The sequence below is a fragment of the Paenibacillus auburnensis genome, assembly GCF_927798115.1.
Taxonomy (GTDB): Bacteria; Bacillota; Bacilli; order Paenibacillales; family Paenibacillaceae; genus Paenibacillus_AQ; species Paenibacillus_AQ auburnensis.
Genome location: NZ_CAKMMG010000001.1, coordinates 111,089 through 137,345 on the forward strand (window position 1 = coordinate 111,089; position 26,257 = coordinate 137,345).

The 26,257-nt window shown below is 52.6% G+C and carries 23 protein-coding genes; 17 read left to right on the plus strand and 6 right to left on the minus strand.

All coding sequences use genetic code 11. From position 1 onward, the window contains the following. Positions 1-533 precede the first annotated feature (533 nt). The 3 genes from L6H70_RS00460 to L6H70_RS00470 are packed head-to-tail and all read left to right on the plus strand — an operon-like array spanning position 534 to position 3,788. Complete coding sequence (locus tag L6H70_RS00460; protein ID WP_236328409.1) at positions 534-1,928, plus strand: ammonium transporter; 1,395 nt, start codon at positions 534-536, stop codon at positions 1,926-1,928. Between the two features lie 40 nt (positions 1,929-1,968). Further along, positions 1,969-3,042: a DUF294 nucleotidyltransferase-like domain-containing protein gene (locus tag L6H70_RS00465; protein ID WP_236333029.1), complete on the plus strand. Its 1,074-nt coding sequence runs from the start codon at positions 1,969-1,971 to the stop codon at positions 3,040-3,042. Next, positions 3,039-3,788: an exonuclease domain-containing protein gene (locus tag L6H70_RS00470; RefSeq protein WP_206104271.1), complete on the plus strand. Its 750-nt coding sequence runs from the start codon at positions 3,039-3,041 to the stop codon at positions 3,786-3,788. Before L6H70_RS00465 ends, L6H70_RS00470 begins: the two co-directional genes overlap by 4 nt. Here L6H70_RS00470 and L6H70_RS00475 read toward each other — a convergent pair. Beyond that, positions 3,770-4,246, minus strand: coding sequence for a Mov34/MPN/PAD-1 family protein (locus tag L6H70_RS00475; protein WP_236328410.1), 477 nt, complete (start codon positions 4,244-4,246; stop codon positions 3,770-3,772). The two genes, L6H70_RS00470 and L6H70_RS00475, sit on opposite strands and share 19 nt — an antisense overlap. A 135-nt stretch (positions 4,247-4,381) precedes the next feature. Between L6H70_RS00475 and L6H70_RS00480 the strand changes: the two genes are divergently transcribed. After that, entirely contained in the window at positions 4,382-4,948 is a 567-nt protein-coding gene (locus L6H70_RS00480) for a TlpA family protein disulfide reductase (protein WP_236328411.1), read from the plus strand. 96 nt (positions 4,949-5,044) lie between these two features. Here L6H70_RS00480 and cimA read toward each other — a convergent pair whose 3' ends face one another. After that, positions 5,045-6,664: a citramalate synthase gene (gene cimA / locus L6H70_RS00485; RefSeq protein ID WP_236328412.1), complete on the minus strand. Its 1,620-nt coding sequence runs from the start codon at positions 6,662-6,664 to the stop codon at positions 5,045-5,047. Between the two features lie 226 nt (positions 6,665-6,890). Between cimA and L6H70_RS00490 the strand changes: the two genes are divergently transcribed. The 3 genes from L6H70_RS00490 (at position 6,891) to L6H70_RS00500 (ending at position 10,302) form a co-directional block, all read left to right on the plus strand. Next, a complete protein-coding gene (locus L6H70_RS00490) occupies positions 6,891-8,183 on the plus strand; it encodes a DNA polymerase IV (protein ID WP_236328413.1) in 1,293 nt (430 codons plus the stop codon). A gap of 158 nt (positions 8,184-8,341) precedes the next feature. Further along, complete coding sequence (locus L6H70_RS00495) at positions 8,342-8,584, plus strand: ferredoxin (RefSeq protein ID WP_236328414.1); 243 nt, start codon at positions 8,342-8,344, stop codon at positions 8,582-8,584. 329 nt (positions 8,585-8,913) lie between these two features. Continuing rightward, complete coding sequence (locus tag L6H70_RS00500) at positions 8,914-10,302, plus strand: L,D-transpeptidase (protein WP_236328415.1); 1,389 nt, start codon at positions 8,914-8,916, stop codon at positions 10,300-10,302. On the opposite strand, the gene L6H70_RS00505 is transcribed toward L6H70_RS00500, so the two are convergent. After that, on the minus strand, positions 10,299-10,436 hold the full coding sequence (locus tag L6H70_RS00505) for a hypothetical protein (protein ID WP_167347608.1): 138 nt from the start codon (positions 10,434-10,436) through the stop codon (positions 10,299-10,301). The two genes, L6H70_RS00500 and L6H70_RS00505, sit on opposite strands and share 4 nt — an antisense overlap. 211 nt (positions 10,437-10,647) lie before the next feature. Here L6H70_RS00505 and L6H70_RS00510 point away from each other — a divergent pair, with 211 nt between their 5' ends. From L6H70_RS00510 to L6H70_RS00535, 6 genes are all read left to right on the plus strand, one after another. Further along, on the plus strand, positions 10,648-11,742 hold the full coding sequence (locus L6H70_RS00510) for a quinone-dependent dihydroorotate dehydrogenase (protein WP_236328416.1): 1,095 nt from the start codon (positions 10,648-10,650) through the stop codon (positions 11,740-11,742). Between the two features lie 28 nt (positions 11,743-11,770). Continuing rightward, positions 11,771-12,583: a GTP diphosphokinase gene (gene yjbM / locus L6H70_RS00515; RefSeq protein ID WP_236328417.1), complete on the plus strand. Its 813-nt coding sequence runs from the start codon at positions 11,771-11,773 to the stop codon at positions 12,581-12,583. Beyond that, a complete protein-coding gene (locus tag L6H70_RS00520; RefSeq protein ID WP_341482682.1) occupies positions 12,549-13,025 on the plus strand; it encodes a DUF309 domain-containing protein in 477 nt (158 codons plus the stop codon). Before yjbM ends, L6H70_RS00520 begins: the two co-directional genes overlap by 35 nt. A 99-nt stretch (positions 13,026-13,124) precedes the next feature. Further along, entirely contained in the window at positions 13,125-14,651 is a 1,527-nt protein-coding gene (locus L6H70_RS00525; protein ID WP_236328418.1) for an RsmB/NOP family class I SAM-dependent RNA methyltransferase, read from the plus strand. A 3-nt stretch (positions 14,652-14,654) separates the two neighbouring features. Then, entirely contained in the window at positions 14,655-15,434 is a 780-nt protein-coding gene (locus L6H70_RS00530; RefSeq protein ID WP_236328419.1) for a pseudouridine synthase, read from the plus strand. 109 nt (positions 15,435-15,543) lie between these two features. Next, the gene (locus tag L6H70_RS00535) at positions 15,544-16,341 is read left to right on the plus strand and encodes a Cof-type HAD-IIB family hydrolase (RefSeq protein ID WP_236328420.1); all 798 of its coding nucleotides are present in this window, start codon (positions 15,544-15,546) and stop codon (positions 16,339-16,341) included. A gap of 214 nt (positions 16,342-16,555) precedes the next feature. Here the strand turns inward: L6H70_RS00535 and L6H70_RS00540 are convergent, their stop codons facing one another. Both L6H70_RS00540 and L6H70_RS00545 read right to left on the minus strand, forming a co-directional pair. Beyond that, positions 16,556-16,645, minus strand: coding sequence for a YjcZ family sporulation protein (locus L6H70_RS00540; protein WP_206104282.1), 90 nt, complete (start codon positions 16,643-16,645; stop codon positions 16,556-16,558). A gap of 105 nt (positions 16,646-16,750) precedes the next feature. Beyond that, the gene (locus tag L6H70_RS00545; protein WP_236328421.1) at positions 16,751-18,148 is read right to left on the minus strand and encodes an RsmB/NOP family class I SAM-dependent RNA methyltransferase; all 1,398 of its coding nucleotides are present in this window, start codon (positions 18,146-18,148) and stop codon (positions 16,751-16,753) included. A gap of 184 nt (positions 18,149-18,332) precedes the next feature. Between L6H70_RS00545 and L6H70_RS00550 the strand changes: the two genes are divergently transcribed. The 4 genes from L6H70_RS00550 (at position 18,333) to L6H70_RS00565 (ending at position 24,674) form a co-directional block, all read left to right on the plus strand. Further along, positions 18,333-19,469, plus strand: coding sequence for a glycosyltransferase family 4 protein (locus tag L6H70_RS00550; RefSeq protein WP_236328422.1), 1,137 nt, complete (start codon positions 18,333-18,335; stop codon positions 19,467-19,469). Continuing rightward, complete coding sequence (locus L6H70_RS00555; protein ID WP_341482683.1) at positions 19,420-20,838, plus strand: metallophosphoesterase family protein; 1,419 nt, start codon at positions 19,420-19,422, stop codon at positions 20,836-20,838. Before L6H70_RS00550 ends, L6H70_RS00555 begins: the two co-directional genes overlap by 50 nt. After that, complete coding sequence (locus L6H70_RS00560; protein ID WP_236328423.1) at positions 20,835-24,260, plus strand: AAA family ATPase; 3,426 nt, start codon at positions 20,835-20,837, stop codon at positions 24,258-24,260. Before L6H70_RS00555 ends, L6H70_RS00560 begins: the two co-directional genes overlap by 4 nt. A gap of 186 nt (positions 24,261-24,446) precedes the next feature. Then, a complete protein-coding gene (locus L6H70_RS00565; RefSeq protein WP_236328424.1) occupies positions 24,447-24,674 on the plus strand; it encodes a hypothetical protein in 228 nt (75 codons plus the stop codon). A gap of 377 nt (positions 24,675-25,051) precedes the next feature. Here the strand turns inward: L6H70_RS00565 and L6H70_RS00570 are convergent, their stop codons facing one another. After that, positions 25,052-26,170 (minus strand): YkvI family membrane protein, encoded by a 1,119-nt coding sequence (locus L6H70_RS00570; RefSeq protein WP_236328425.1) that lies wholly within the window; start codon positions 26,168-26,170, stop codon positions 25,052-25,054. Positions 26,171-26,257: the final 87 nt, after the last annotated feature.

A 26,257-nucleotide genomic window follows, 5' to 3' on the forward strand; every position in this document is an offset into this window, starting at 1 on the left:
GCAAGGCGGGCTGCATAGATTCTGCAAATAGCATGGCGATACCATTTCTTTCAGGATGCCGATGAACCCCCGTGCGAGGTTTAGGGAAAAAGGGGGCTATAGGGCGCGCTTGAGATTAATCTAACATTTGATGTGATATTTATAGATGGCAATCATTTTTTGGCGGACTTGTCATTATAAAAAATGGTAGCTGTTGTTAATTCGCATTTGTTTTTCACTTTATTAGAAAGAAAGGAGTAGATTATTTAACATAGAGGAGCATGTTTAAGCCCAAGAGCTAATAAAAATACATTAAAGAAGATGAAGTGACTGTATCCGTTTGCAGGGGAAATAATCTGTGGATTAGGCGAAAATCCTTTACCCATCAGTAATAATGTATAAATAAGGTCAAAAAGTGTAGAATTCATCTTCGTTCTAAATAAATTAAATGCAATCAAAAAAATAGTCTTGTCAATTTACCTGACTTCTGATTATAATGACATTAAGAGTTTCACGCTTTGTTAGAAAATATAACATTGGGGAGTGGGGTTAAGATGAAGAAAAAGATGTTGATGATGTTTCTGGCCATGGTTACGCTGATGATCTACCCTGTCAGTGCCTTTGCTGCTGATGGACCGGCAACACCGGATTTACAGATCGGTCTGGATACGGCGTTTACGTTTCTGGCATTTATCTTAGTATTCTTTATGCAAGCTGGGTTTGCAATGCTTGAAGCCGGTTCGGTCCGGATGAAGAACGCAGGTCACGTTGCCGGTAAAACGGTACTGACACTGGCTATTGCGTGTTTGTGCTTCTGGGCACTCGGGTTCGGTCTAGGCTTTGGTAACGGCAACAGCTTCTTCGGAACTACAGGCTTCTGGTACGCTGGGGATCCACAAGCTGCATCCTTCGATAATGCCCTAGGATTCTCCGATGTCACCCTTAACGTTAAATTCCTGTTCCAAATGGCTTTTGCAGCAGTTTCCCTGGCTATCGTATCCGGTGGTATGGCTGAACGTGCTAAGCTGAGCGTATACATTATCTTCGGTATTCTGTTCTCTGTAGTCATCTATCCTGTCGTAGCTCACTGGGTATGGGGCGGCGGCTGGTTGGCTGAACTGAGCATGCAGGATTATGCAGGTTCCACAGTAGTCCATCTTACAGGCGCAACGGCAGCGGTAGTTGCTACAATCTTGCTTAAACCTCGTCTAGGCAAGTTCAACAAAGAAGGTAAACCGGTTATTATTCCAGGCCACAACCAAGTGTTCACCGTACTCGGTGTAATCATCCTCTGGTTCGGCTGGTTCGGCTTCAACCCAGGTAGTGCTTTGTCTCCAATGGGCGGGTTCTTCGGACACGTAGCCCTGACAACTAACATTGCCGCGGCTGCTGGGGGTCTGGCTGCATTGATTGCTTCCTGGCTGTACTTTGGTAAGTCTGACATTCCGGCTATGCTGAATGGCGTACTGGCAGCGCTTGTTGCTATCACAGGTGCCTGCGCATATGTACAGCCTTGGGCAGCTATCATCATCGGTCTGGTTGCAGGAGCATTCACATTCATGACTTCGCAATGGCTGGAACGTGCTGGTCTTGATGATCCAATTTATGCATTCTCTGTACACGGTATTGCCGGGATGTGGGGCGCATTGTCCACGGGTCTCTTCGCAGATCCGGATCTGATTGAAAAAGGTGCACTTGTAGGTAAAGCTGGTCTGTTCTACGATGGCGGATTCCACCAGCTCGGCGTTCAGGCGCTTGGTGTAGCCGGCACCTTCGTATTCGTGGCCGTGATGTCCTTCATCATTCTGTATGTAATCAAGCTGGCTATTGGCCTGCGTGTTACAGAAGAGGAAGAATTGATGGGTCTGGATATCAGTGAGCATGGTACTTACGGTTATCCTGAGCAAATGAAACTGATTGCAGAATCGGAATCCAAAACCCGGAAATAACTGATAACATTACTGACGGGGGGCGGACCGATTGGCTTCGATGGAATTGACAGACTGGAATGAAGATAAGCGATACTTGTCCATCGCAACGGCCGGTTCGCCGCAGGAACTTAAGGGCAGGCGCACGGCCTGCCAGCAAGTACTTCTGGAGCAGTTGAACATTATTCCAATTGAGGAATGGATGGACCGTGTCAACGCGATGCACGATCTGATTGCTAAGACGGCGGTAAACATTTGTGAGGCGCAGATGAAGGAGGCGGGCTACGGCCTGCCTCCCTGCGCCTATTCCTTTATTGTATTTGGCAGCGCTGGCAGACAGGAAGCTACGCTCTGGAGCGACCAGGATAACGGCCTGATTGTAGAAGGAGAACCGGATGACGATAAGAATCGTTATTTCACCACTTTTGGCGGGATGTTGTCCGATGTGCTTGAAGAAGTGGGCTTTGAAAAATGTGAAGGAAAGGTAATGTGCTCTGAGCAGTTATGGAGCAAGACACTTCCGGAATGGAAAATGCAGCTGCAGAGCTGGATGGGCCAGATGGAATGGGAACCGATAAGGTATCTTATTATCGCTTCTGATATGAGACATGTAGCGGGAAGTGCTGAACTGTCGGCTGAATGGAGGGAAGCCTTTCATGCCGGCTTTGTGGACAACGAGAAATTGAGTACTGCGGTTCTGCGCAATACCGTACGTCACAAAGCAACGCTTAACCTGCTTGGACAGGTTCTCACAGAACGATTCGGCGATAATGCCGGGGGATTTGATATTAAATATGGTGTCTATATCCCGCTTGTCAATATTGTTAGACATTTAGCGCTATTGCATGGAATTGAGGACAGTTCTACGCTTAAAAGAATTGAAAAGCTTAGTGAAATGGACAAATACGAGCATCTTGAAAATATCCGGCGGGCTTTTTTGACGGCGTTGCGGATGCGGGTGAACACACCTTTCGTTGAACGTGATGGTATGTTGTCGAGTAGTGACTATATTTCCGGCAATGCTTTGAAGAATAAGCAGCTCATGTCTGAGCTGCGTGAAAGTCTGCTGCTGGTCAGACGCTTACACAGGGCTCTGCAGCGTCAGCTCCGGTCAGCGGAAAGGAGGCAGTCATGAAGGAGCCAAATAAAGGCGGAGGATTCTGGAATAATCTGAGGCAAGGCGGAATGCCCTCCGCCATTGCATCGATGAGAGGCGGGGAATCGGCACAGCAAACCGCGCAGCAAATGGCCTTTATCCGATCACTCATGCGCGAGAAGCGGCGACCTGAAGTACTGCATACCCCGCTTTCCGAACTGGAGACGGTCATATTCGATCTGGAAACTACCGGGTTCTCTCATCAGCATGGCGATGAAATTATGTCCTTTGGAGCAATCCGGGTGGTCGGTGAAGAAATCAAAGAAGATGAGTGCTTTTACACACTCGTGAATTGCCAGACGTCGATACCGGACAATATTACTAGACTTACGGGAATTTCCGAGGAGATGACATCATCCGCGCCTTCATTGATCGACGGCCTTCATAATTTCATGTCGTTTGTAGGCCAGCGTGTGCTTGTGGCCCATGGGAGTGCGCATGACAAAGCCTTTCTAAACGCTGCATTGTGGAAAACTTCAAAGGTACAGCTTACCCACAGGGTACTGGACACGATGATGCTGGCCCGCTGGCTGGAGCCGCACCGCAGCAATTATACCTTGGATGAGCTGCTCGCGGTACATGAAATCCCCATCGAAGGGCGGCATAACGCCCTGGAGGATGCTAAGATGACTGCCCGACTATGGGTGTCCTATCTCCGGGAAATTTCGCAGAAACGCCAGGTGGAAACACTGGGAGATCTTTATGCTTACTTGAGCAGAGCATAGAGCTGGGTATGCAATAATTGCTGGCTTAGGCTGCCGTCAGTTCCACGTTGCCGGTCAATAATGAAACCATTTAGTACCGGAAGCTCAGGGTTATCTTTGCCGGGGGAGCCGATCAGATAAACTTTGAATTGCGGCCCCAAGGAAGATAGACCCTGCACGTCGGCAGCAGATGGCCAGGGCGGTGAGCTTGGATGGGAATGGAACAGGCCAATGGGAGCCGGTTCGCTGTAGAGCCCTTTGACCCATTCCCGCGGGTCGGGAACAAATGCATGCAGCGGGTCAGGCGCTACGTTGCTCATCGGCACATAGTTGCTGATGAGCATGCCCCCCGCTGCGGCAGTGCCCAGCAGTAATCCGCATGCTTCATGCGGAAAGCAGGTCAGCAAGTGCTTCCCCAGCATGAGCTGAACGGAGGAATCCAGCCTTATCGGCGGGGTTGTTCCCTGGTATGCTGTCAAGTATTTACCCCTCTCTCTTCATAGGATTCCGTCTTTGACGGGATCCTCTTTTTTATTTTACAGATGGTTTGAAACTGCCTGCATTGAGGGTACAATAGGAGCAACCCATCCCATTTGTAAAGGACAGACATACTGATGAGAGCTGTTAATAAACGTAATCTAACGGTTGTGGCCCTGATTGTATTTCTGGCTGTGCTTGCGATAGAGCACCGCTTTAAGACAGAGCCGGAGACGGTTCCTGTCATTGAGCAGCAGGCGTCTGCGTCCGCAAGCGGTGCAGGTGCGGGTCTGGCAGCCCCAGCGTTCTCTCTGGAGGACAGCACCGGGAAGGTGTATAAAGTGGGCGGGCCCAGACAGAAGGCGCTTATTGTGAACTTCTGGGCTTCGTGGTGCGAACCCTGCCAGCTGGAGGCACCTGAACTGAATAAAATGGCGCTTAAATATAAGGATGTTCTGGATATTTACGGAATCAACGTAACGAGCCAGGATTATAAGCCGAACGCGGAACGGTTCATCAGGAAGTATATGCTGGCTTTTCCGGTGATGTTTGATAGTAAAGGTAAAGTATTTGACAAATATCAGGGCCAGGTGTTTCCAACCAATGTGCTGATTGACAAAAATGGTGTGATTGCAGAGGTTGTACTTGGTGCTTTGACAGCCGAGGAGCTGGAAAAGAAGATTATTTCACTTACCGGCTCTTAAGGCATACGGAAATCTGCCTAAAGCCCCTTTGCGTACAGGATATCCTGGCTGCAAAGGGGCTTTATGGTGTGTTATGCCTTTTCAGAGAAACGAACTTTAGTGGTTAACTAATCCCTTAGGTTCATTGCTGTTCTTATGCTGATTTTCCAGCGAAATCTGTCCAAGAAGAGCATAACGCATACTGTCAACCAAAGCTTCCCAGCTTGCTTCAATTACATTGCTGGATACCCCGACCGTACTCCATGTATGATTGAAGTCTTTGGATTCTATCAAGACTCGTACCTTCGCAGCGGTCTGATCCTGCTCATCGAGTACCCGCACCTTATAGTCGGAGAGGTGCATTTCATCGAGCTGAGGGAAATAGGTCTGCAGCGCTTTACGTAATGCATTATCGAGTGCATTGACAGGTCCATTACCTTCAGCGGCTGTATACAGACTGTCTCCGCCAACCCGAAGTTTAACAAAGGCTTCGGAGACAACAGGCTGGCCGGCGTTCTTTTCAACAAGCATTTTGAAGGATTCGAAAGTGAACAGCTCATTCAGCTCCCCGGTGGCTTCGCGTAGCAGCAGCTCAAGCGAGGCATCTGCACCTTCGAATTGGTACCCCTGATGCTCCAGGTCTTTGATCTTGTCAATGACCTTGCGGGCCTGCTCGCTGGTAGGATCGAGGCTTAGCCCCATATCCAGCGCTTTGGACAGGACATTACTCTGGCCAGCAAGCTCAGAGACAAGTACACGCTGTTTATTGCCGACCAATTCCGGTGCAATATGCTCGTAGGTACGTGAATCACGCAGGATGGCTGAGACATGAATGCCCCCTTTATGGGCAAAAGCAGCGGTTCCGACGTATGGCTGATTCACCGGCATATTTACGTTGGCTACTTCGCTGATATATCTGGCGGTGTTGGTCAGCTGCGGGAGTGAATCCCCGGGTATGCAGTGATAACCCATTTTAAGTTGAAGTGTTGGAATAATAGAGCATAAGTTGGCATTGCCGCAGCGTTCACCATAGCCGTTAATGGTACCCTGCACCTGGCGGGCACCGGCACTAATAGCACTGAGTGCATTGGCTACTGCAAGTTCGCAGTCGTTATGGGTGTGGATGCCAAGTGAAGCGCCGGACAGTTGCCCCGACATTGCTGACACGATGTCATAAACTTCATTAGGGAGTGTGCCGCCGTTTGTATCGCACATCACGAGCCAGTCTGCTCCGGCTTCCCGGGCCTTGGCAAGCACAGCGGAGGCATACTCCGGATTGTTCTTGAAGCCGTCGAAGAAATGCTCAGCATCGAAGATGACCTCGAGGCCTTTATGTTTGAGATAAGCAATGGAATCACCGATCATGGCAAGATTCTCTTCTAAGGTAGTCTGCAGTGCGGTATGCACATGAAAATCCCATGACTTTCCGACTAGAGTAGCCGCAGGCACTCCGGCGTCGATCATTCTTTGCAGATTCTCATCATGCTCAGCAAGGGAGTTTTTGCGGCGAGTGCTGCCAAATGCGGTAATTTTGGCATTTAGGTACAGTTCCTTGACTCTTTTGAAAAACTCAATGTCTTTATTATTGCTTCCCGGGATGCCACCTTCAATATAATGCACACCCAGATCATCGAGTTTCTTAGCAATCTTCAGCTTGTCATCTGCCGACAGACTGATGCCCTCGCCTTGGGTGCCGTCGCGCAGTGTCGTATCGAAGATGGAAATGGACTTAGACATAAGAGTCCTCCTAAAAGTTTGATGAGCATGGCTTCTGAGGAACAGCTGCGTACAAAACTGACTCCGGAAGCATACGTATGGGGTAAATAATTTTTATATTATAGCATTTTTACGCGGGAATGTAACAAAGAACTTTACAGGAGGCTGCTGCTTGGTTGACCTCCCGCCGGCGAAAGAGGTATGCTGAATTTAACAATGGAACCATGAAGATAAGAAGGTAGATATTGTGCAGAACGTGGATCAGTATTACCCGACGAGCGGCAGGGTCATTCTGCATGTGGATATGAACGCATTTTACTGCTCTGTGCATGATGCGGAAGATCCTGCTCAATATAAAGGCAAACCGACGGCAGTAGCAGGCAGTGTGGAGCTGCGCAGAGGGATAATCGTCACCTGTTCCTATGCGGCGCGGAAGTATGGAATCTCTACAGGTATGCAAGTACAGAAAGCGCTGCGGATTTATCCCTCATTAATTTTGATTAAGCCGGACTTTAACCTGTACCGGAAATACTCCAATGCTTTTATGCAGATTGCCTATAGCTACACTCCGCTGCTTGAAGCAGTCTCGATTGATGAATGTTACCTGGACATCACCGGTTCCCGGCAGTTTGGTACACCTCTGGAGATTGCTGCAGCTATACAGCGGCGGATTATGGAGGAGCTTGGGCTTCCCTGCTCCATTGGTATTGCCCCTAACAAGCTGCTGGCTAAGATCGCATCTGATCTGAAGAAGCCCAATGGTATCACCGTCCTGCGCCTGCGTGATGTGCCGGAGATTCTATGGAACAAGCCATGCGGGGAAATGTTCGGTATCGGCGGAAAAACGGCTGAGAAGCTGCGTAAACTAGGCATCTACACTATAGGCCAGCTGGCGGCAGCCGACGAGAAGTTTCTGGTAGATCATTTCGGAGTCATGGGCTCCTGGCTGAAGCGGGCGGGGAACGGTATTGATCATGGCATCGTGAATCCGGAACGGGAACAGAGCAAGTCGATCGGCCATACGACGACGCTGCCGAGAGATGTGGTCGGGCTGGCTGAAGCCAGGCCGATTCTGCTCAACCTCAGCGACCAGGTGGCTCGTCGCTTAAGGAAGCAAGGCTTGGTCGCTTCGGGAGTGCAACTCACGATCCGTACACCCGATATGAAGACTATCACCCGTTCCCGCCAGCTTGAGGCTCCCACCGAAAGCGCTGAAGATATCTACAAGGCTGTATGCGAGCAGTATGCCCGCCACTGGAACAACGAGAAGCCTGTGCGGCTGCTGGGTGTAACCCTGCAAGGGCTTACGGCCAAAGAGGAGTCGGCGATCCAGCTGGATTTGTTCGATTATGAACGCCAGCCGAAAAAGGAATCCTTGAATAAGACAATGGACATGCTGCGCAATAAATTCGGTGAAAATGCTGTTCTCACCGCGGGAATGCTCAGTGACAGCCATTCAGCCCGCCTTCGCAATCATAAGGAGCGGGGCACCTCGCTGCAGAAGGACAATCTGCAGAGTGTAGATCCGGATCATGCTTGAATCGTCCTTTCCGGGCATAGGAAAACAACCCGCAGATAATGCGGCAATTGTGTAAACGTGTTGAAAATTCATTGAAATTGTATTCTATTTATATTAATATGATTGAAATAACAGGCTGCAACTGCAGGCTGTATTGTTTAACGGGAGGCAGAGATAAAATGGCTAAGTACACTTGGGTCGAAAAAGACACTTGCATCGCTTGCGGTGCGTGTGGCGCAACGGCTCCTGATATTTTTGATTACGATGACGAAGGTTTGGCAGAAGTGATTTATGAGAATGACAGCAACCGCGGCTGCACAGCGATTCCGGATGATCTGTTTGATGATCTTCAGGATTCGGCTGACGGATGCCCAACGGATTCCATTAAAATTGCGGATGTACCTTTCAACAAAGAAGGTTAATCTTCTAAGCGGTTAGTTCTTCACAGCATAAGGATCAGATATAAGGCGTAAGCTTATATTTGATCCTTATATTTTAAATATAAGGATGTATTTGTTTACATTATAAATTATCCTTCTATTTCTCAGGAACGGTACCATCCCTCCATAAAGACGGCAAAGCCGTTTCTTCTTGCATAAAGACATCTCTTCGCCGGCAAAAATTCGGCTGGGATGTCTTTTTTTGATGAACTGGCCGATATAAGGAATATATGAATCAATCACCCGCGGAGGCCCCGATGAAAAATTCGCAGCATCTTAAGGCATATGTCCAAATGCATCCTGATAACAAGATGGCATGGTACTTGCTTGGTAAGGAATACTATAAGAACGGCCAGCAGGGGAAAGCTAATTACTGCTTCAATCAGGCCGGAGAAGTATATGAGGCTTTTGAACGCAGCAAGGTTCCCGCGGATATGCTGCGCGAATATGAGGATGGGCTGCTGAAAGTGGCGCATGAACGTCATCAGTCCAAGCTGAGGAAGCGCAGGATGCTGGTGGCTCTCGTACTGTTGCTGTTATTGTTCCTGCCCCCGGCGGTATCGCCCGAAGCAGACTCCGGGATTACTCTGGAATCCCTGCTGGATGATGGTGAGGACGTTCCTGCACAGCTGGCTGCCGATGCCCAGGAGACAGTTGCAGAGGAAGAGCATAGTGAACAACCGCCAAAGCTGGCTTTTACAGCCATGGCCGGAGATGCAGCCGCTTCTAGCCAAGCGTTTGCGGCTATTGTAAAGAGCAAGAGTCCAGTAATGACTGCCATCATGGGGATGGAGCGTTCCGGGAAATGGCTGGTATGGAAAAAGAAGCTGCCGCTTACTGCAACTCTGGTGAAGAATGATAACGGGCGCATTGTCTACCAATCCTATGATCAGGCCCGTTGTGAATGTCAGCCGCCGGAATCCGGGGAGCTGCAGAAGCAGGCGGCGCAGTGGCAGGAGCAGCAGGAGCAATTAGCTGTTTTATGGAGCGCAATGCGCGCTTATAAGAGCAGCAAAGGGAATCTGCCTCAATCCCTAAAAGAGCTGACAGGTGCTTTTCCCGGCAATTGGCTTGGCGCGGCTACACCGCTGATGAAGGAGAAATTCGCCTCACTGCGTGCTTCAACAGCGGATTCCTTATCCGAACAGCCAGCAGGCGGAACTGGCGGGGAAGAGAATCAGGAAGCGCAAGCAGCAGCCGATGGCGGAGGCGGAGCTGGGGCAGCAGGAGAAACAGCGCAGGAAATGCCTTTTTTCACCGGATCTCTTACTATTATTGTGGATAAACAAAATCACCGTCTGGCAGTGACCAGCGGCTCGGTTATTCTGCGGAACTATGCGGTAGGGCTGGGTGGAGATAAGACTCCTGAAGGTGCTTTTGCAATTACAGATAAGGTGGTTAATCCGAATGGCCATGATAACGGGGAGTTTGGCAGCCGGGGCATGCAGCTCTCAGACAGCAATTATGCGATCCATGGCACCAATGAACCGGAAAGCATCGGAAAGGATGAGTCGCTGGGCTGTATCCGCATGAGCCGTAAGGATGTGGAGGAGTTATTCGCACTTGTACCCAGGGGAACGAAGGTGCAGATTAGTAAAGGGGTTTTGCCTGAGGAGCTGCTGGTTCCGGAGGACCGTTTCCCCTCTGGAGCACCTCGAAATCAGACCAACCCCAACAAAGTCTACCACTGGCTGAATTAATTGCCTGCTACAATAAATAGAACAATGATGAGAAGCACCAGCAAGACCAGACTTGCGCTAATCCACAGGATTGCTTTGCGGTTTACTTCTTCTTTCTTCTGCTGAAGTGTTGGAGGTTTACGTTTAGTTGACATAATTGCCATCCTTCTTTCTCTCTTGATCGGTGATTACCCTTACATTGTAATGGGTTTAGGAGAAAATTACTATACTCTCCACTTCAGCCCGGAAACTCCGCAACCCAAAAAACTTTTCTTTTCCCCCGGAAACGGATAAAATTAAGAAGAAAACTAACAGAAACGGGGAGTCGGAGGACGAATCGAGTGATCCCTTGAAGGAGCGAGAACGGTGCTGTATCGACATTTTGGCAAACCTATTTTCTTTAAAATGGACCCGGAGAAGGCACATCATCTCGTCATAGGCGGATTAAACAAATCGGCACTGGTTCCGGGCGGCAGCGCGGCCATGCGTTTGATGTACGGTGTACCTGAAACTGCGGATATGGCAGTGGATCTGTTCGGGCTGCATTTCCCCACTCCGGTGGGACTGGCAGCGGGACTGGACAAAAATGCCGAGGCGGTGGGAGGCTTTTCGTCAATCGGCTTCGGATTTATGGAGGTTGGTACGGTAACCCCCAAAGGACAGCCCGGCAATGACAGTCCGCGCCTGTTCCGTCTTCTTCCGGACGAAGCGCTCATCAACCGGATGGGCTTCAATAATGAAGGTGCGGAGGCAATGGCGGAACGGCTAAAGGCACTTAAGAAACGCAGGATACCGGTAGCTGTCAACATCGGGCGCAACAAAGCTACTCCGAATGAAACGGCGCATGAGGATTACCGCAAGTGTATCCGTACGCTATATCCGTACGGTGATTTTTTTGTGGTCAATATCAGCTCTCCGAATACACCGGATTTGCGCAGTCTTCAGCATGGAAGCGAGCTGTCAAATCTGCTGGCCGAGGTCAAAGAAGAGATGGCGATCCAGCGGAACAAGAGCGGAATAGCTAAAAGCCTGCTGGTCAAGATTGCTCCGGACGTCAGCGACAGTGAACTGGAATTCATGGTACATACACTTTCGGAGGCGGGAGTAGATGGTGTAATTGCCACTAACACGACATTGAGCCGAGAAGGATTGACCAGTGAGAAAGCCGGAGAAACAGGAGGGCTTAGCGGTAAGCCGCTGAGAGACCGTTCTACAGATATTATCCGCAGTATTTACCGCCAGACCGGCGGGAAGCTGCCAATCATTGGCTCGGGCGGGATTTTTAGCAGCCAGGATGCTTATGACAAAATCCGGGCAGGTGCAAGCCTGGTTGAAATTTATACGGCTCTCATCTATGAAGGACCGGAGGTTAACCGCAGACTGCATGCAGGACTTAGGCAGCTGCTGCGGCGGGACGGATTCTCTCATATCCTAGAAGCGGTGGGCGCCGATCATCACTGATGGATGAATGGACAGGAGGACGAAGGCGATGGACGGCAGGGACTGGGGAACTTTTTTGCTTCCATATGAACAGACTGTGGAGGAACTTAAGGTTAAATTTAAAACAATGCGCTCGGAGCTTAAGAAAAGAGAAGAATATACGCCGATTGAGTTCGTAACAGGACGTGTAAAACGGCTGTCCAGCATACTGGAGAAGGCCCAGCGGCTTAATGTGAAGATGGAGGATCTGGAAACAGGCATTGAAGATATCGCCGGCATACGGATTATGTGCCAGTTCGTTGAAGATATCCGCAGAGTGGCGGAATATATCCGCGCCCGCAAAGATCTTGAAGTGCTGTATGAGAAAGATTACATCACAAATTATAAGGAAAGCGGCTACCGCAGCTTCCATATGATTATTAAATATCCTGTGCAAACCGCTCTGGGACAAAAGATTGTACTTGCCGAAATTCAAATCCGTACACTCGCGATGAATTTCTGGGCAACGATCGAACACTCCCTGAACTATAAATACCGCGAAAGCCTGCCGGATGAAATGCGGATACGCCTGAAAACAGCTGCGGAGGCCGCGTCGATTCTGGATAGTGAAATGTCCAGCATCCGTGAAGAAATTCTAGAAGCACAAAAGACATTCGAGGAAAACTCAAACACGACTACTCAATTGCTTAAGGCGATTCATCAATTGTATTTCCATCATCTGGTGAATGAGGCGATTGAAAGCCAGGAGCGGTTCAACGTGATCTGGCAGGCACAGGATATGGAAGCCATGAAAGAACTGCTGGTCCATGTGCGTGAATTGCTCTCAAGTGCGAAGAAAGACAGTCTGCCGGATGGCTTATGAACCGCTTTACCTGGCTTACCTGGTCTACTTCAACCGTGACAGAGATTATTTTGAATGCCATGAGGTCCTTGAAGAGCTTTGGCTGGCGCAGGAACGTAATCCTTTGTACAAAGCCCTTCTACAGGTAGCAGTGGGGCTGTATCATTTCCGTAATAACAATGTCCGAGGCGCAGCGATCATGATGATCCGGGCACATGAAGTGCTTGGAACCTATCCTGGTGATTCCTTGGGCATCGATCTTGCCAAGCTGGTGCTGGAAGCCGGTATATATGCAGAGCAGTTGAAGGCTTATGAAGCTCATCCGTTTCCGTATTATGATCTGACGATCGACATTCTTGATCCGGCACTGGCTGAAGAAGTTAAGCTGGCAGCGGCTGGCATTACGCCGAATCAACCCCAGCGGCGCGGACCACAGCGGCCGGACAAAGCGCATCGTAAATAAGATGCTGAGATATCGCTACATCATCAGGAACACCCCGCAGGGGTGTTCCTTGAACTATTATTTCCCTAAATTCAGGTAACACAGCAGGAGGACGGCAACATGGCGGCACAACTGCCCAGCACTTTCATAGAACGTATGAAGGAGCTGCTGGGAACGGAATATGAGCAATTTGCGGACACCTATAAGCAAACACCTTATGGAGGTATCCGTGTCAATACACTGAAGATTACGGTCCAGGAGCTGCTGGAACGCTCGCCGTTTGAGCTCCAGCCCATTCCCTGGTGTCCCACAGGATTCTATACGGAAGATGGGACAAGACCGGGCAAACATCCCTATTACCATGCCGGCTTATATTACATACAGGAACCGAGTGCCATGGCACCGGTTGAGCTGCTTAATGTACAGCCGGGCGACCGTGTACTCGATCTGTGTGCCGCTCCAGGCGGTAAATCCACTCAGATTGCCGCCAAGCTGCAGGGCCAAGGGCTGCTCATTAGTAACGATCTTCACCCGGAGCGGACCAAGGCTCTGGCCAAAAATCTGGAGCTGTACGGCGTCAGAAACGGCATTGTGCTGAACGAGAGCCCGGATCGGATTGCCGCAGCTTTTCCGGGTTTTTTCGACCGTATTCTGATCGATGCGCCGTGCTCCGGCGAGGGCATGTTCCGCAAAGACGAAGATATGGTGAAGCAGTGGGAGCCGGGAACCCCCCGGAAGTATGCCGATATGCAGCGGGATATACTACGTTCAGCCGCGGAAGCATTAACTCCAGGCGGAACGATAGTCTATTCGACTTGCACCTTTGCTCCCGAGGAAAATGAGGGTTCCATTCTGGAGTTTCTCGCCAGCCATCCGCAGTTTACAGCGGTTCCGGCTGGGGGGGCAGGCAGCTTCTCGCCGGGACTCGGTGAATTGCCCGAGGCAGCGCGGCTATGGCCGCATAAGGTCAAGGGCGAAGGCCATTTCATGGCGGTGCTCCGCCATGACGGAAGCTCTGCTGCGCAGGGAGATACCGGGAACGCGGACACCGCGCTCCCGGTTTCCGTGCACAGCAAGAGGGGAAAGGCTCCGATGGCGGCCAAAGCGCCTGGCGGCAGAGGGGATGGCGGACGCGGAGGCAAAGGCGGACGCGCTTCAGGCAAAGGCAGCGCACCGAAGGGACGCGAGCCGCAGGGTTCCGGGGAAGAGGCTGCGCTTGCAGCATTTGCCGAGTTCTGCAGGGAGCAGCTTGGCTGGCAGCCGGATGGTTGTCCGGTGATGTTCGGCGACCACCTGTACATCTCCCCGCTGCCAAAAGAAGCGCTGGATGGACTGAAGACCATCCGCCCGGGCTGGTATGTAGGCCATGTGCGCAGCGGCAGGTTTATACCTGGCCATCCGCTGGCTACTGCGCTGAAGCCGTCTGAGTGCTGCCGCAGCCTGTCTCTGTCCAGCGGGAACGGCGAGGCGGTGTCCTATCTGAAAGGCGAAACGCTGGCTATTCCTGAACAACGCCTGTCCGTGAAGCCCGAAAGTACAAGCAAGGGCTATGTACTTGTCTGTATCGACGGTTTCAGTGCCGGCTGGGCGAAATGGCAGGAAGGTATGCTTAAGAATGAATATCCCGCAGGCTGGAGGTGGACTTAAGGCATGAGCGCACCAGGAAATAAGAAACAACGGATTGATAAAGTGCTGTCCCATATGGGCATTGGCTCCCGAAGTGATATTCGCAAACAAGCGAAGCAGGGACTAATCACTGTGAACGGTGCTGTGGTCAAAGACAGCGGTTTTCATGTTGACCCCTATAAAGACAAGATTGAGGTGGCCGGTGAACCGGTCCGCTACCGTGAATATGTGTATTTGATGATGAATAAGCCGCCTGGCGTATTGTCTGCCACTGAAGACAAAAGGGACCGGACCGTGCTTGATTTGTTAAAGCCGGAGCACGCGCAGTTCGAACCGTTTCCTGTCGGCAGGCTGGACAAGGATACCGTCGGACTATTGCTGCTCACCAATGACGGCAAGCTTGCCCATGAGCTGCTCTCCCCGCGCAAGCATGTGCCAAAGACCTATGAGGCCACGGTAGAGGGAGAGGTGGATGCCGATGATGTCGCGGCATTTGCCGCCGGGGTCGAGTTGGAGGACGGTTATGTCACACTACCCGCACAATTAACGATTCTCAGCCGGGAACGCGGCAGTAAGACGATCTCGCAGATCTCTCTTACCATAACGGAAGGGAAATTCCATCAGGTGAAGCGGATGTTCATCGCCGTAGGAAAAAAGGTGACTTTTTTGAAGCGGGTATCGATGGGGGAATTAAAGCTGGATGAAAGTCTGCCGCTGGGTGCCTGCCGGGAGTTAACTGCTGCGGAACTGGAGCTGTTGACAGCAGCAGATGGAGCGGCAGATCTGACACCGGAGTCTCGCTAGGCGATTTAATACAGGCTTAATTAAAGTGCGATTTCTCGTTGACCGGACTTTGGTAAGCTTGCTTAATATATAGGCGATATGATAAACAGACAGACAAGGATGGTGGGGTATGAAATACAAACTGATTGCATTAGATGTGGATGGAACACTGCTGAACGATGATCATCACTTAAGCGATGAGAATAAAGAAGCGATTGCCGAGGTTACACAGAGGGGCGGACAAATTGTACTATGTACGGGCCGTAGTCCGCAGAATTCAATTCCTTTTATGGAAGAGCTGGGATTGACCGGGTATGTGCTTGGACACAACGGTGGAGCGACCGTATCGGTAAGTGACCGTAAAGTGCTTGATCAATATGGCATGGACGGACGTGGCCTGGACCCGTACATCGAATATTGCCGGAAGCATAATATACATTTCGATGTCAGTACCGCCTTTGAGATGTATGTTGATAATGCGGATAATCTGACCAAGGAAGCTCATTTCATGTATGAGCATTTCCGGATCGTCCCGGCGTCACTGCCTGCCTGGGAGGAATTCCGCGAACCGATTGTCAAATTCACGGTATTCACGCAAGCAGACATTTTGGATGAAGCAATGCGCGAATGGGGGACCTGGACCCAGCAGTACAACCTCCAGCGCAGCGGAGAGTTTTTTGCTGATTTTATGCATCATGAAGCGTCCAAAGGCAATGCGCTGAAGAACCTTGCAGCGAGGCTCGGAATTCAACGGGAAGAAGTGCTGTCTATCGGGAATTATTATAATGATATTTCTATGCTGACTTATGCGGGTCTGGGAATTGCGATGGAGAATTCACCGCTTGAGGTCAAAGCGGCTGCAGATGCAGTTACGGGTACGAATAACGAAAATGGCGTGCGTGACGCACTTTTAAAATATTGTCTATAGCCCTCATTTAAATCGAAGCAAAGCATAAACCGGTGCCGGACGGCGTTAGTTTATGCTTTTTTGTTTCATGTGCCGGATTGTTGCAATGGGGGGCCAAACCGGTATTTATCAAGAAGCGGTTCTGATAGTAATCCACATGCAAAAAAGCGGCTGTTCCGCCCTGTTTAGGGCGGTACGGCCGCTTGCTGTCACTGTTGCATTGTCTCGGATGGAATTAGACAAACAATGAACGGGAAATGATGACGAGCAAAATGAAGAGTACCAAAATCGCACCGGTCGATGTGAAGCCTGGCATTGTACCCATGTCTGATTCCTCCCTTAACTCATGTCTAGGTCCCATTGCCGTGCTCTTGGCTCCGGCTTTCCTGGGATAATGACATCATATGCGAAGGAAGGCCTTGTGAACTGGTCAGTTGCCTAACCCGCCGTCAAGATGGGCTTTCAGAATTCTGAGTCCTTTAGGCAGATGATTCTTAAGCTGGCCGGAGCTGGCTTTGCCCCAGCTGACCGGCAGGCCGTCTACCGTAACAAGCGTCCAGCCGTGCAGCTCTGGCGGAACCGGCAGGCTTTCGCCTCGCAGCCAGGCCTGAATATCCATACTGTCCGCAGCCAAATCAAAGCTGCGCGCTGCCTGCTCAGGTTTCAGTGCCATTGCCAGGGCATGGGCGGGTTCAATCCGGTTCTTCTTCAGGTGGGCGATATGCAGGCCGGCACGGGGAACCTTGAGACCTTCCAGCAGGCCGGTATGCAGACGCTCATTAAAAGAATCAGGCAGCAGGTATAATGATTCACCGAATAGGAGGGGCACGCCCTGCCCGGTAAAACCGGGAAGTTCGGCCGCGGCCCAGTCCATGAATTGCTGATAGGCATCCCGGACGGAGGACATGAGCCGGGGGCCGTTTTTGCCCCGGCCGTCATTTCGTTTGCTGCGGGGACTCCCGCTTTCCTCAGAGGCTGCTTTACGCAGCAGCGCGACAAAATGTCCTTCGCCTTTTTCCAGATGCGGCCAGAGCCTTTTTTGCGTGATCAGCTGCATGTCTGGATAAGCTGCTGTAAATCTGGCAAGAGTCTCCTCATTTTCTTGGCGGTTGAACGTGCAGGTTGAGTAGGCCATAGTGCCGCCGGGCTTCAGCATGAGGTAGGCATCCTGTAAAATATCCCACTGTCTTTCGGCACACATCTTCACATGCTCAGGTGACCATTCGCTGACGGCGTCGGGGTCTTTTCGGAACATGCCTTCCCCCGAACAGGGTGCATCGAGCATAATCCGGTCAAAGACCTCCGGGAACCGCCGCGACAATTCCCCCGGACTGCTGCTTGTCACCAGTGCGTTCGAAATACCTAGCCGCTCGACGTTTTCAGCCAGAATTTTCGCCCGTTCGGGATGTATCTCATTTGATACAAGCAGTCCTTGTCCCTGCATCAAAGATGCGAGATGCGTAGTTTTACCGCCGGGCGCTGCAGCCAGATCAAGCACGGTTTCACCGGGGAGCGGAGCTAGCAGCTCGGCGGCGGACATTGCAGACGGTTCCTGAATATAATATAATCCGGCGGAATGATAAGGATGTCTGCCCGGACGGGCAGGATCTTCATAGTAATAGCCTGTGGGGCACCACGGAACCGGAGTCAGGCCAAACAGTGAAATTGCATGCGCAGCAGGGCCGCTGCCGGGAGCAGCTTTTAAAGAATTGAGCCGCAAACCTTGAGTCCTCGCCATATTATAGCTGTGCAGAAAAGCGTCCGCCTCCTGCCCCAGCATCTCTTTCATGGCAGTGGTAAAAGCGGCGGGCAGCCGTTCTTCCTTCATAAGTCATTCTCCTCTAGTTAATTTCAAAACAGGCTCAAGTGTTCTTATTCCTTGCTGTTTCAGGTGGATACCGATAAAATCATGGTATGGGACCTAAGCGTGCCTGTAAATGTACATATATACAACTATATCATAATTGCCGGGTCTCACTGTAATCAGGGCAATCGAAAAGGGGATGTACCTTATGAATTTGCTGCAAGCGCTATTCTTCCCACCGGAGCAGCCCGGTGGCGTATCTTCTATGATCCCTTATCTGCAGGAGCGGTTCCGTTCCAGCCGCTGGGATATGGATTTATTCTGGCTGCCCAAGCGAATTCGGGGCAAGGGACGCGAAGAGATTGTCTTTGAGACATTTGACTGGACAGTGTACGGCGAAAGTCCGGTTGTGCAAAAATATATTCAGACCTACCGCGATTATATCTGGTGGACGAAGCTGCGGATGAATAAGCAGTATGATCTCATCCATGCCCATCATCCGATTGCAGGACTGGCGATGAAAAAAATCTATCCGGACATTCCACTCATTCAAACGCTGCATTCTAGCTATGAACGCGAGCTGATTTTGAATGGTGTGATTGAAGAGGGCGGCGTGGAGCATCAGTTTCTGGTGTCCATTTACCGCGAGCTGGAGCATGCCAGCGACCGTCTGATGACGGTATCGCGATCGTTCGCCGACTATTTAGCGCCTTATATTGATCATCCTGATCAGATCGGCATTATTCCCAACGGTTTTGATGAAAAAAGATTTAAACCGGTGCCGCATGACAACAGCATTCCGCAACTGGTGACAGTCACCCGCCTGGTGCCGGCGAAAGGGATTGATACCTTATTTAAAGCCTGTGCAGAGCTGAAAAGCCGCGGCCATGAATATGTGTTGCATATTATCGGGGACGGACCTTCACGGGCTGAGCTGGAGCTGCTCGCGCAGGAGCTCGGGATTTATAATGAAACTATTTTTTACGGGTATACGCTGCATCCGGAAGAGTTTATGCCGTTCTTTGATATCTTTGTATTGCCGTCACGCGCAGAAGCATTCGGTTCGGTGTTTGCGGAAGCTGCGCTTAGCTGTCTTGCTCTGGTAGGCACGAATGTAGGCGGGATTCCCGAACAGATTGAGGACGGGGTGAACGGCCTGCTGGTGAATCCGGAAGACCAGCTGGCGCTTGCGGATGCGCTGGAAAAGGTGATTACCGATCCGGGCTACCGCTATGAGCTGTCGAGATCTGCATGGGATAAAGCGAAGAGCCTCTATTCTCTGACCCGTGTCGCCAATGAGCTCAAGAAAATCTATTTGCAGTATCAGCCGGGAACGAAAGGGTGAGCAGATGATTCCTTTCCGTTTTCTGCATGCTGCGGATCTGCATCTGGACAGCCGGTTTGCCGGGCTTTCGCAGCTTCCGCAAGCTATACGCTCCTATTTACGGGAATCCACCTTCGCCGCCCTCGGGCGGCTTGTTGGCGTAGCTATTGAGGAGAAAGTTGATTTCGTTGTGATCAGCGGCGATGTATATGATGTCTCTGACGCATCACTGCAGGGCCAGCTGCGTTTTTATGAGGCGCTGAAGGAACTGGGTGCCCACGGCATCCATGTCTATCTCATTCATGGCAATCATGATCCGCTCGATGGACCCCGCCTGCAAATGGAGCTGCCGGAGCACGTTACTGTGTTTGGGGCCGGAGAGCCGGGACAAGCCGTTGCCTGCCGCCGCAGCGACAGCAGAGAGGTCGCTGTAATCAGCGGGATTTCCTATCCCACCGCTAAGGTGACAGAGAATACGGCATTGTTGTTCAACCGCAAGCCGGGGAGTACCTTGTTCCATATCGCTTTACTCCACGGAAATGTGGATGGTGATCTGCAGCATGAAACCTATTCACCGTGCAGCCGCAAGGATCTGATCGGACGCGGATTCGATTATTGGGCGCTGGGCCATATCCATAAACGCAGCATTCTGCACGAGAATCCTGTAATCGTCTATCCGGGCAATATCCAGGGGCGTAGTGTCAAAGAAACCGGCCCTAAAGGCTGCTATGTTGTCGAAGTGAATGAAGAAGGGTATGCACAGCTCCGCTTCCGTGAACTCGATTCTGTCCGCTGGCAGGTGCGGGAAATTCCGATTGAAGGTCTGGCGGACGAAGCGGAATGGACACGGGCTGTGGAACAGGCGGTGGAAGATATCCGGGAAGAGCTTCCGCAGCTGATGTCTGTCGTGCGCTTCCGGCTCACCGGCAGGGGCAATGTACACCGGATACTGTCGGAAAAAGGAGCTGCAGCCGATCTGCTTACCGAGCTGCAGCGGCGGGAAACGGTCCGGGCCGAACGCAGTGAGTATGCCGGACTCGTCTGGACCGAAGGTTTCTCGGTGGAAACCGGGCTGTCAATTGACCGGGAACGATTGCTTCAGGAGGACAGTTTCCTCGGTGAAATGTTGCGGCTCTCCAGGCATAGCGGACAATCTGCGGAAGGGCTGGATGACCTGCTCTCTGCTGCGCTGAAGCCGCTGATGGAGAACCGGGAGCTGCGTAGGCTGCTCGCCGGCGCCGGAGAAGAAGAGAAGCTGGGGTGGCTGACCAGTGCTGCAGAGCTCGGTATTACCCTGCTTAGCGGCGTGGAGGACGAGGGCGGGGCAGCAGGGCCCATGTTCTCCAATGGAGCGGCTGCTGCCCGGCATGAGCGGGAGGCTGAAGAATGAGGATTGAGCAGTTACAGATTGGCGGTTTTGGCCGCCTGCAGCAGCGGGAGATGGTGCTGCAGGAGGGGGTTACCGTCCTGTATGGGCGCAATGAAGCCGGCAAAAGCACAACGCTGCAGTTTATCCGGGCAATGCTGTTCGGAATTCCCAGCAGGGCCAACCCGGCGGAGAGATATGAGCCGGCGCAAGGCGGGCAGCATGGGGGTATGTTGACCGCTTACGACCGGGAAGGGGCGCGCTGGATGATCCGCCGCTATGCTGCAGGGGGAGAACTGCAGGGGCGGAGCGAAAAACTGAACATCACCGTCAGCCATCCCGATGGCAGAACAGAAGAAGCAACACAGGAAGAGCTGGAGCGGCGGCTTTTGGGAGGGATCTCTCGAAATATGTTCCGCCAGCTGTTCGCCGTGTCGCTGGACGAGCTGCAGGAGCTCGGCGCGCTGCAGTCCGAGGAGATGAGCAGCTATTTGTTCCATGCCGGCATGGGCGGGGGCGGGGAAATTATGCGGGCCGAGCGCAAGCTTATTCAGGATGCAGAGAAGCTGTATAAGCCGCGGGGCAAGGTGCAGGAAGCTGCAAAGATCCTGCAGCAAATCGAGAAGCTGGAGCGCGAGATGGCAGAAAGCCGCTCTTTCCTGCCGAGATATAACGAGAATTTGGCCGCACTTGAACGGGCGGAACAGAAATTGATGCAGCTGGAGGAATCCCGCACGGGCGCCGGCAACAGGTTGGCGCTGCTGCGCAAAGCTGCGGATATCCGTGAGCTGTGGCTGAAATGGCGTGAAGCCCGCCTTGAGCTTGCCGATCTGCCGGTGATCGAGTCTTTTCCAGATAACGGGATGGCCCGGTGGCAGGCGCTGGAGGGGGAGATCCGGAACGCAGAAAGTGCAGTGTACCGGCTTAAACGCCAGCAAGATGAGCTTACGGCCGAGCTTGCAGAGCATCCGCCGGACGAGCTGCTGGCTGCGCAGGGTCCAGTACTCGAGCAGCTGGACCGCCGCCGGTCCAGCTATGAGGACCGGCGGGCTGAACGGCAGCGGCTGGAAGCCGAGCTTGCCTCACAGCAGGCACATCTGGAGCGCATCCTGCGCAGTATTGGTGCTGGCTGGGGCCCGGCGGAGCTTGCCGGCTTCTCCGGCTCCGCAGCGGACCGTGAAGCGGCACGGCGCTTTGCTGCGGCATTCGCCGGCTACGACCGGCGGATGGAGGCCCGGGAGGCGGAGCGGCAAAGCCTCCGCTCCCGGATGGCTGCCGCTGCTGCCGCGCTGCAGGCGGCGGAACGCTCGCTTGCGCGCGAGCATGCAAGCGGCGCAACCAGCTTCGCGGGCCTCGCCCCGCGAAGCCCGCGCGAGGTGCTGCAGCTGTGGGACGAGCTGCAGCAGGCCGCCGAGCGCTGGCGCGAAGCGCAGCTCGGCGCAGGTACCGGCGCCGGCCGCAGCCCCGGCGCAGAAGACCGCCGGGCGGCACGCTACCGGCGGCTGCTTGCCGCAGGCGCAGCGCTAACGCTGCTGCTGCCGGCGGCGCTTCAGCTGACCGGCGCGGCGCCGGTCAGCGTCTGGTCCGCGCTCGGCCTGCTGGCCGCCGCGGACCTGGTCCTGTGGGCCGGCCTGCGCGCAGCTGGCCGGGCTTCGTCCCCGCCGGGAGCTGGCGGGGACAGCGGGGCCGCCGCAGCCGAGATGCTGCGGCTGCGGGGGCTTTTGCTCTCCGGCGCGGAGCCGGAGAGCGGACTGAGCCGGCCGGGACGCAGGCCGGCGGGCGGCGCCAGCCCTGATGCAAGCGGGCTGGAGGCCGGGATGAAAGAGCTGCGCCGCCTGATGGAAGCATGGAACGCTTGGCGGCAGCGGATAGACCGGCTGTCCGGCGAACATGAGACCTGCCGGACAGAAGCAGAAGCGCTCGCCGGGCAGGAGCGCGCACTGGCCGAAGAGCTGAACCGTGCCGAGGCCGAGTTCACGGAGCTGGACGAACGATATGCAGAGTGGCTCCGTCAGCGCAGCCTGCCGGAAGGCTTGTCGCCGGAAGGCCTGCCGGATATTTTTGCACTGGTCGAGCAGGGCAACGACCTGCTCCGCCAGCATAGCAAGCTGACTCAGCGGCTCAATGAGCTGGAGGCGGAATGCGGCGCTTATGAGCAGGAAGCCTTGTTGCTGATGAAGCAGGCCGGAATGACAGCTGCCAGCCGTTCAACTACCTCAATTCCAGGCAGAACAGTGAGCGCAGCAGGTATTGTTCCAGCATCTATCCATCCGGACATTCCGTCGATTGCTGAGATAACCGATACTCTGACAGATTCAAAAGGCATCCCTGCCGTTCAGTCGCAACAATCGCAGGAAGCCTCTAAAATTCCAGCTATAGCTTTGAATACAGCAATCACGGGACAGGACAGCCCTTATTTTGCTTCGGTTGAAGGAGACAGTGATGCTGGAATTTCTGTATTCACGCTGCTCAGCTGGCTGGAGACCCGGAAGCGGGATTGGGATTTGTTGAAGCGTGAACTGCTGCGCCGGGAGGGCATCCATACCCGGTTGACCGAGGTACAGATAGAACTTGCAGAGAACAGCCGGATCCTGGAGGATTTGAAGCAGCGCAGCAGCAGCCTGCTGCGTGAGGGAGGAGCCTTGGACGGTGAAGATTTTCTGCGGCGTTCATCGGCGGTGCAGCTGCGGGTCGAACTGACGAAGTCTATCCGTCAATGGGAGCTGGCGATGTTCGGCGGCTGGGAGGGCGGCGGGGCAGAACAGCTGCAGCAACTTCTGGAGCACCATGATGCCTTTGCTCTGGAACAGGAGCGGTCCGCCGCCGAAGATACGGCGGCTAACATTGAGGAAGAACGGAATACGCTCCTGCAGCAGCGGGGCAAGCTGCTTCAGGAGCGGGAATATTTGAAGGAACGCTGTATGCAGGATACCGTTAATCAGCAGCTGGAGGAACAGCGGACTGCGTTGCGGAGTCTGGCCGGACAATATGCAGTAAACGCATTGGCTGCAGAGTTGATCGGCCGGACAAGAAGGATTTATGAGCAGGAGAAGCAGCCCCAAGTGCTGCAGCTGGCCTCTGCCTACTTCGCGAAGCTGACGGAAGGGGAATACCGGCGGATTGTAATGACACTCGGACATAAGGAGCTAAAAGCGGAGCATGCTTCCTTGGGTCTTATAGACAGCGGGCTGCTTAGCCGGGGTACTGCGGAACAGCTCTATCTCGCCATCCGGCTGGCTCTGGCAGGGACGATGACCCGCCAGAACAGCCTTCCTCTCCTCTTCGATGATCTGTTCGTCAATTTTGATGAACAACGACTGTTTGCTGCATTGGCCCTGATTGGTGAGCTATCGGCTACCCGGCAAATCGTAATGATGACCTGCCACCGCCATGTGGCGGAAGCAGCGGCACGGATTCTTCCCGCTGCTGGGGTAATCAATGTATAAAGAGCAGACATAGGCTGAGGGGCCTCAGGGAACCGTTACCCTGTCAGTGAGACAGTGTTCAGTTCCAAGGCTCTTGCCTTCTGCTTTTTTGCTGTTTCAGAAACTTTAATTTAATCTGCTGTTGATACTATGGCAATAAGTGTTAAAAGAGTGTTTATGTCAGCTGGACAAAGTTACACTTGAAAAATGGAAGAAGTCATTCTACAGAGCCAGAGCCAGAGCCGGAGCCGGAGCTTGAACTGGAACTGGAACTGGAACTGGAACTGGAACTGGAGTTGGAACTGGGATTTAGCCGGAGCTGGAGCTGGAGTTGGAGTTGAAGCTGTGAATGCAGGTACAGAATATCGGGGATCTGGGAAGACAAGCGTCGAGAGTCCTGTGCACCCCCGATTCTGCCGCCAGCAGGTAGAATGAGTAAATCAAAGGTATAAATCCCTTTGATTCTGCCGCTAGCAAGCAGATTGAGTGAAACAAAGTCATAAATCCCCCAGATTCTGCCACCAGCAGGTGGAATGAGTAAATCAACGGTATAAATCCCTCTGATTCTGCCGCCAGCAGGCAGATTGAGTAAATCAACGGTATAAATCCCTCTGATTCTGCCTCCAGCAGGCAGATTGAGTAAATCAAAGGTATAAATCCCTTTGATTCTGCCGCCAGCAGGCAGAACGAGTAAATCAAAGGTATAAATCCCTCTGGTTCTGCCACCAGCAGGCAGAACCAGTAAATCAGAGGCATAAATCCCTCTGATTTACTTCTGAACTGGGCCCTTCCCGGCGTAGGGGGATGTTAAGTTATTTTCGGATCCGGATCGCTGGCTTTACAGCGACAATAGTAATTCCTGTGCTCTCGGGGCTGGGGGGCTCGCCTGTCCGCGGCGGCAGCGACGTTGGGGCCCGCAGCAGCATGATGACCCAGACCAGTGCCAGGGCACCGAAGATCGGGTAAAATACTCCAAGCAGCGAGCTGAAGCCGAATTGGCTGAACAAATAGCAGATCAGCATGAGCAGCGGCGTCACCAGGGTTGGCGCAATAGGCAGACGCTGTTTCAGCTGTACACTGACTCCATAAATATCGGCGACAAAGGTGCTGAAGATTTCCAGAAAGATCAGCAGCAGATAGATCAGCTGCACAATGGGGCCGAGCCGGAAGGCGATGCTGCCCATGGGAACCTCAAACTGCAGGATGCCCGGCATCTGCGAGCTCATTGCAAAATGTGCAGCCAGCAGCATAAAGCCGATTCCCAGCCCGCCAAGAATGCCGCCGCGCATCAGGGCTTGTTCATCATCCGTGTGCCGGGCCAGCGGAACAAGTACGGCTTGGGCCATTCCGAGGTTAAAGGCAGTATAGAGCAGCGGCGACATCCATGCGCCAAAGATACTGCTGTCCGTCTGCAGGAACAGAAAACGCTCTGCACCGGGCAGTCCGAATGTATTAAAAATAATGATTAGCGACAGAGTAAGCATCAAAGGTACAACCAGACTATTGATTTGTAAAATTCCGTTAATCCCGCGTTTCAGCAAAAAATAAGATCCAAGAATAGTAATCAGCAGTCCGGCCTGGTAGGGCAGCCCCAGATGCTCCTGAAAAATAGCTCCAGCCCCTGCTAACATGATACTGTTCACCCCGATCAGGATGACCATCGTAAAGAGACTGATGCTGGCGCCTGCTTTTTCACCAAACAGATGCCGGTTGAAATCCTCATACGAATCCGCTTCAATCCGCCGGGCGATGATCATCATCTTGGTACCCAGCCAAATGAACAGCGCGGTCGATAACAGAATGGTCAGGAGTGCAAAGTGGCCGTACCGGGTGAAAAAACGTAGAATCTCCTGTCCGGTAGCAAAGCCGGCGCCAACGATGGTGCCGATATAAGTGAAAGCAATTTGCAGCGTGCGGACATGCGATTTCATAGCTCCCCTCCTTTAGTCCTCTAATTATAAAATGGGCAGCGCCCGCAGGATTGCCTTGTGCAGTCCGTATAGTACAGGTTATGATGA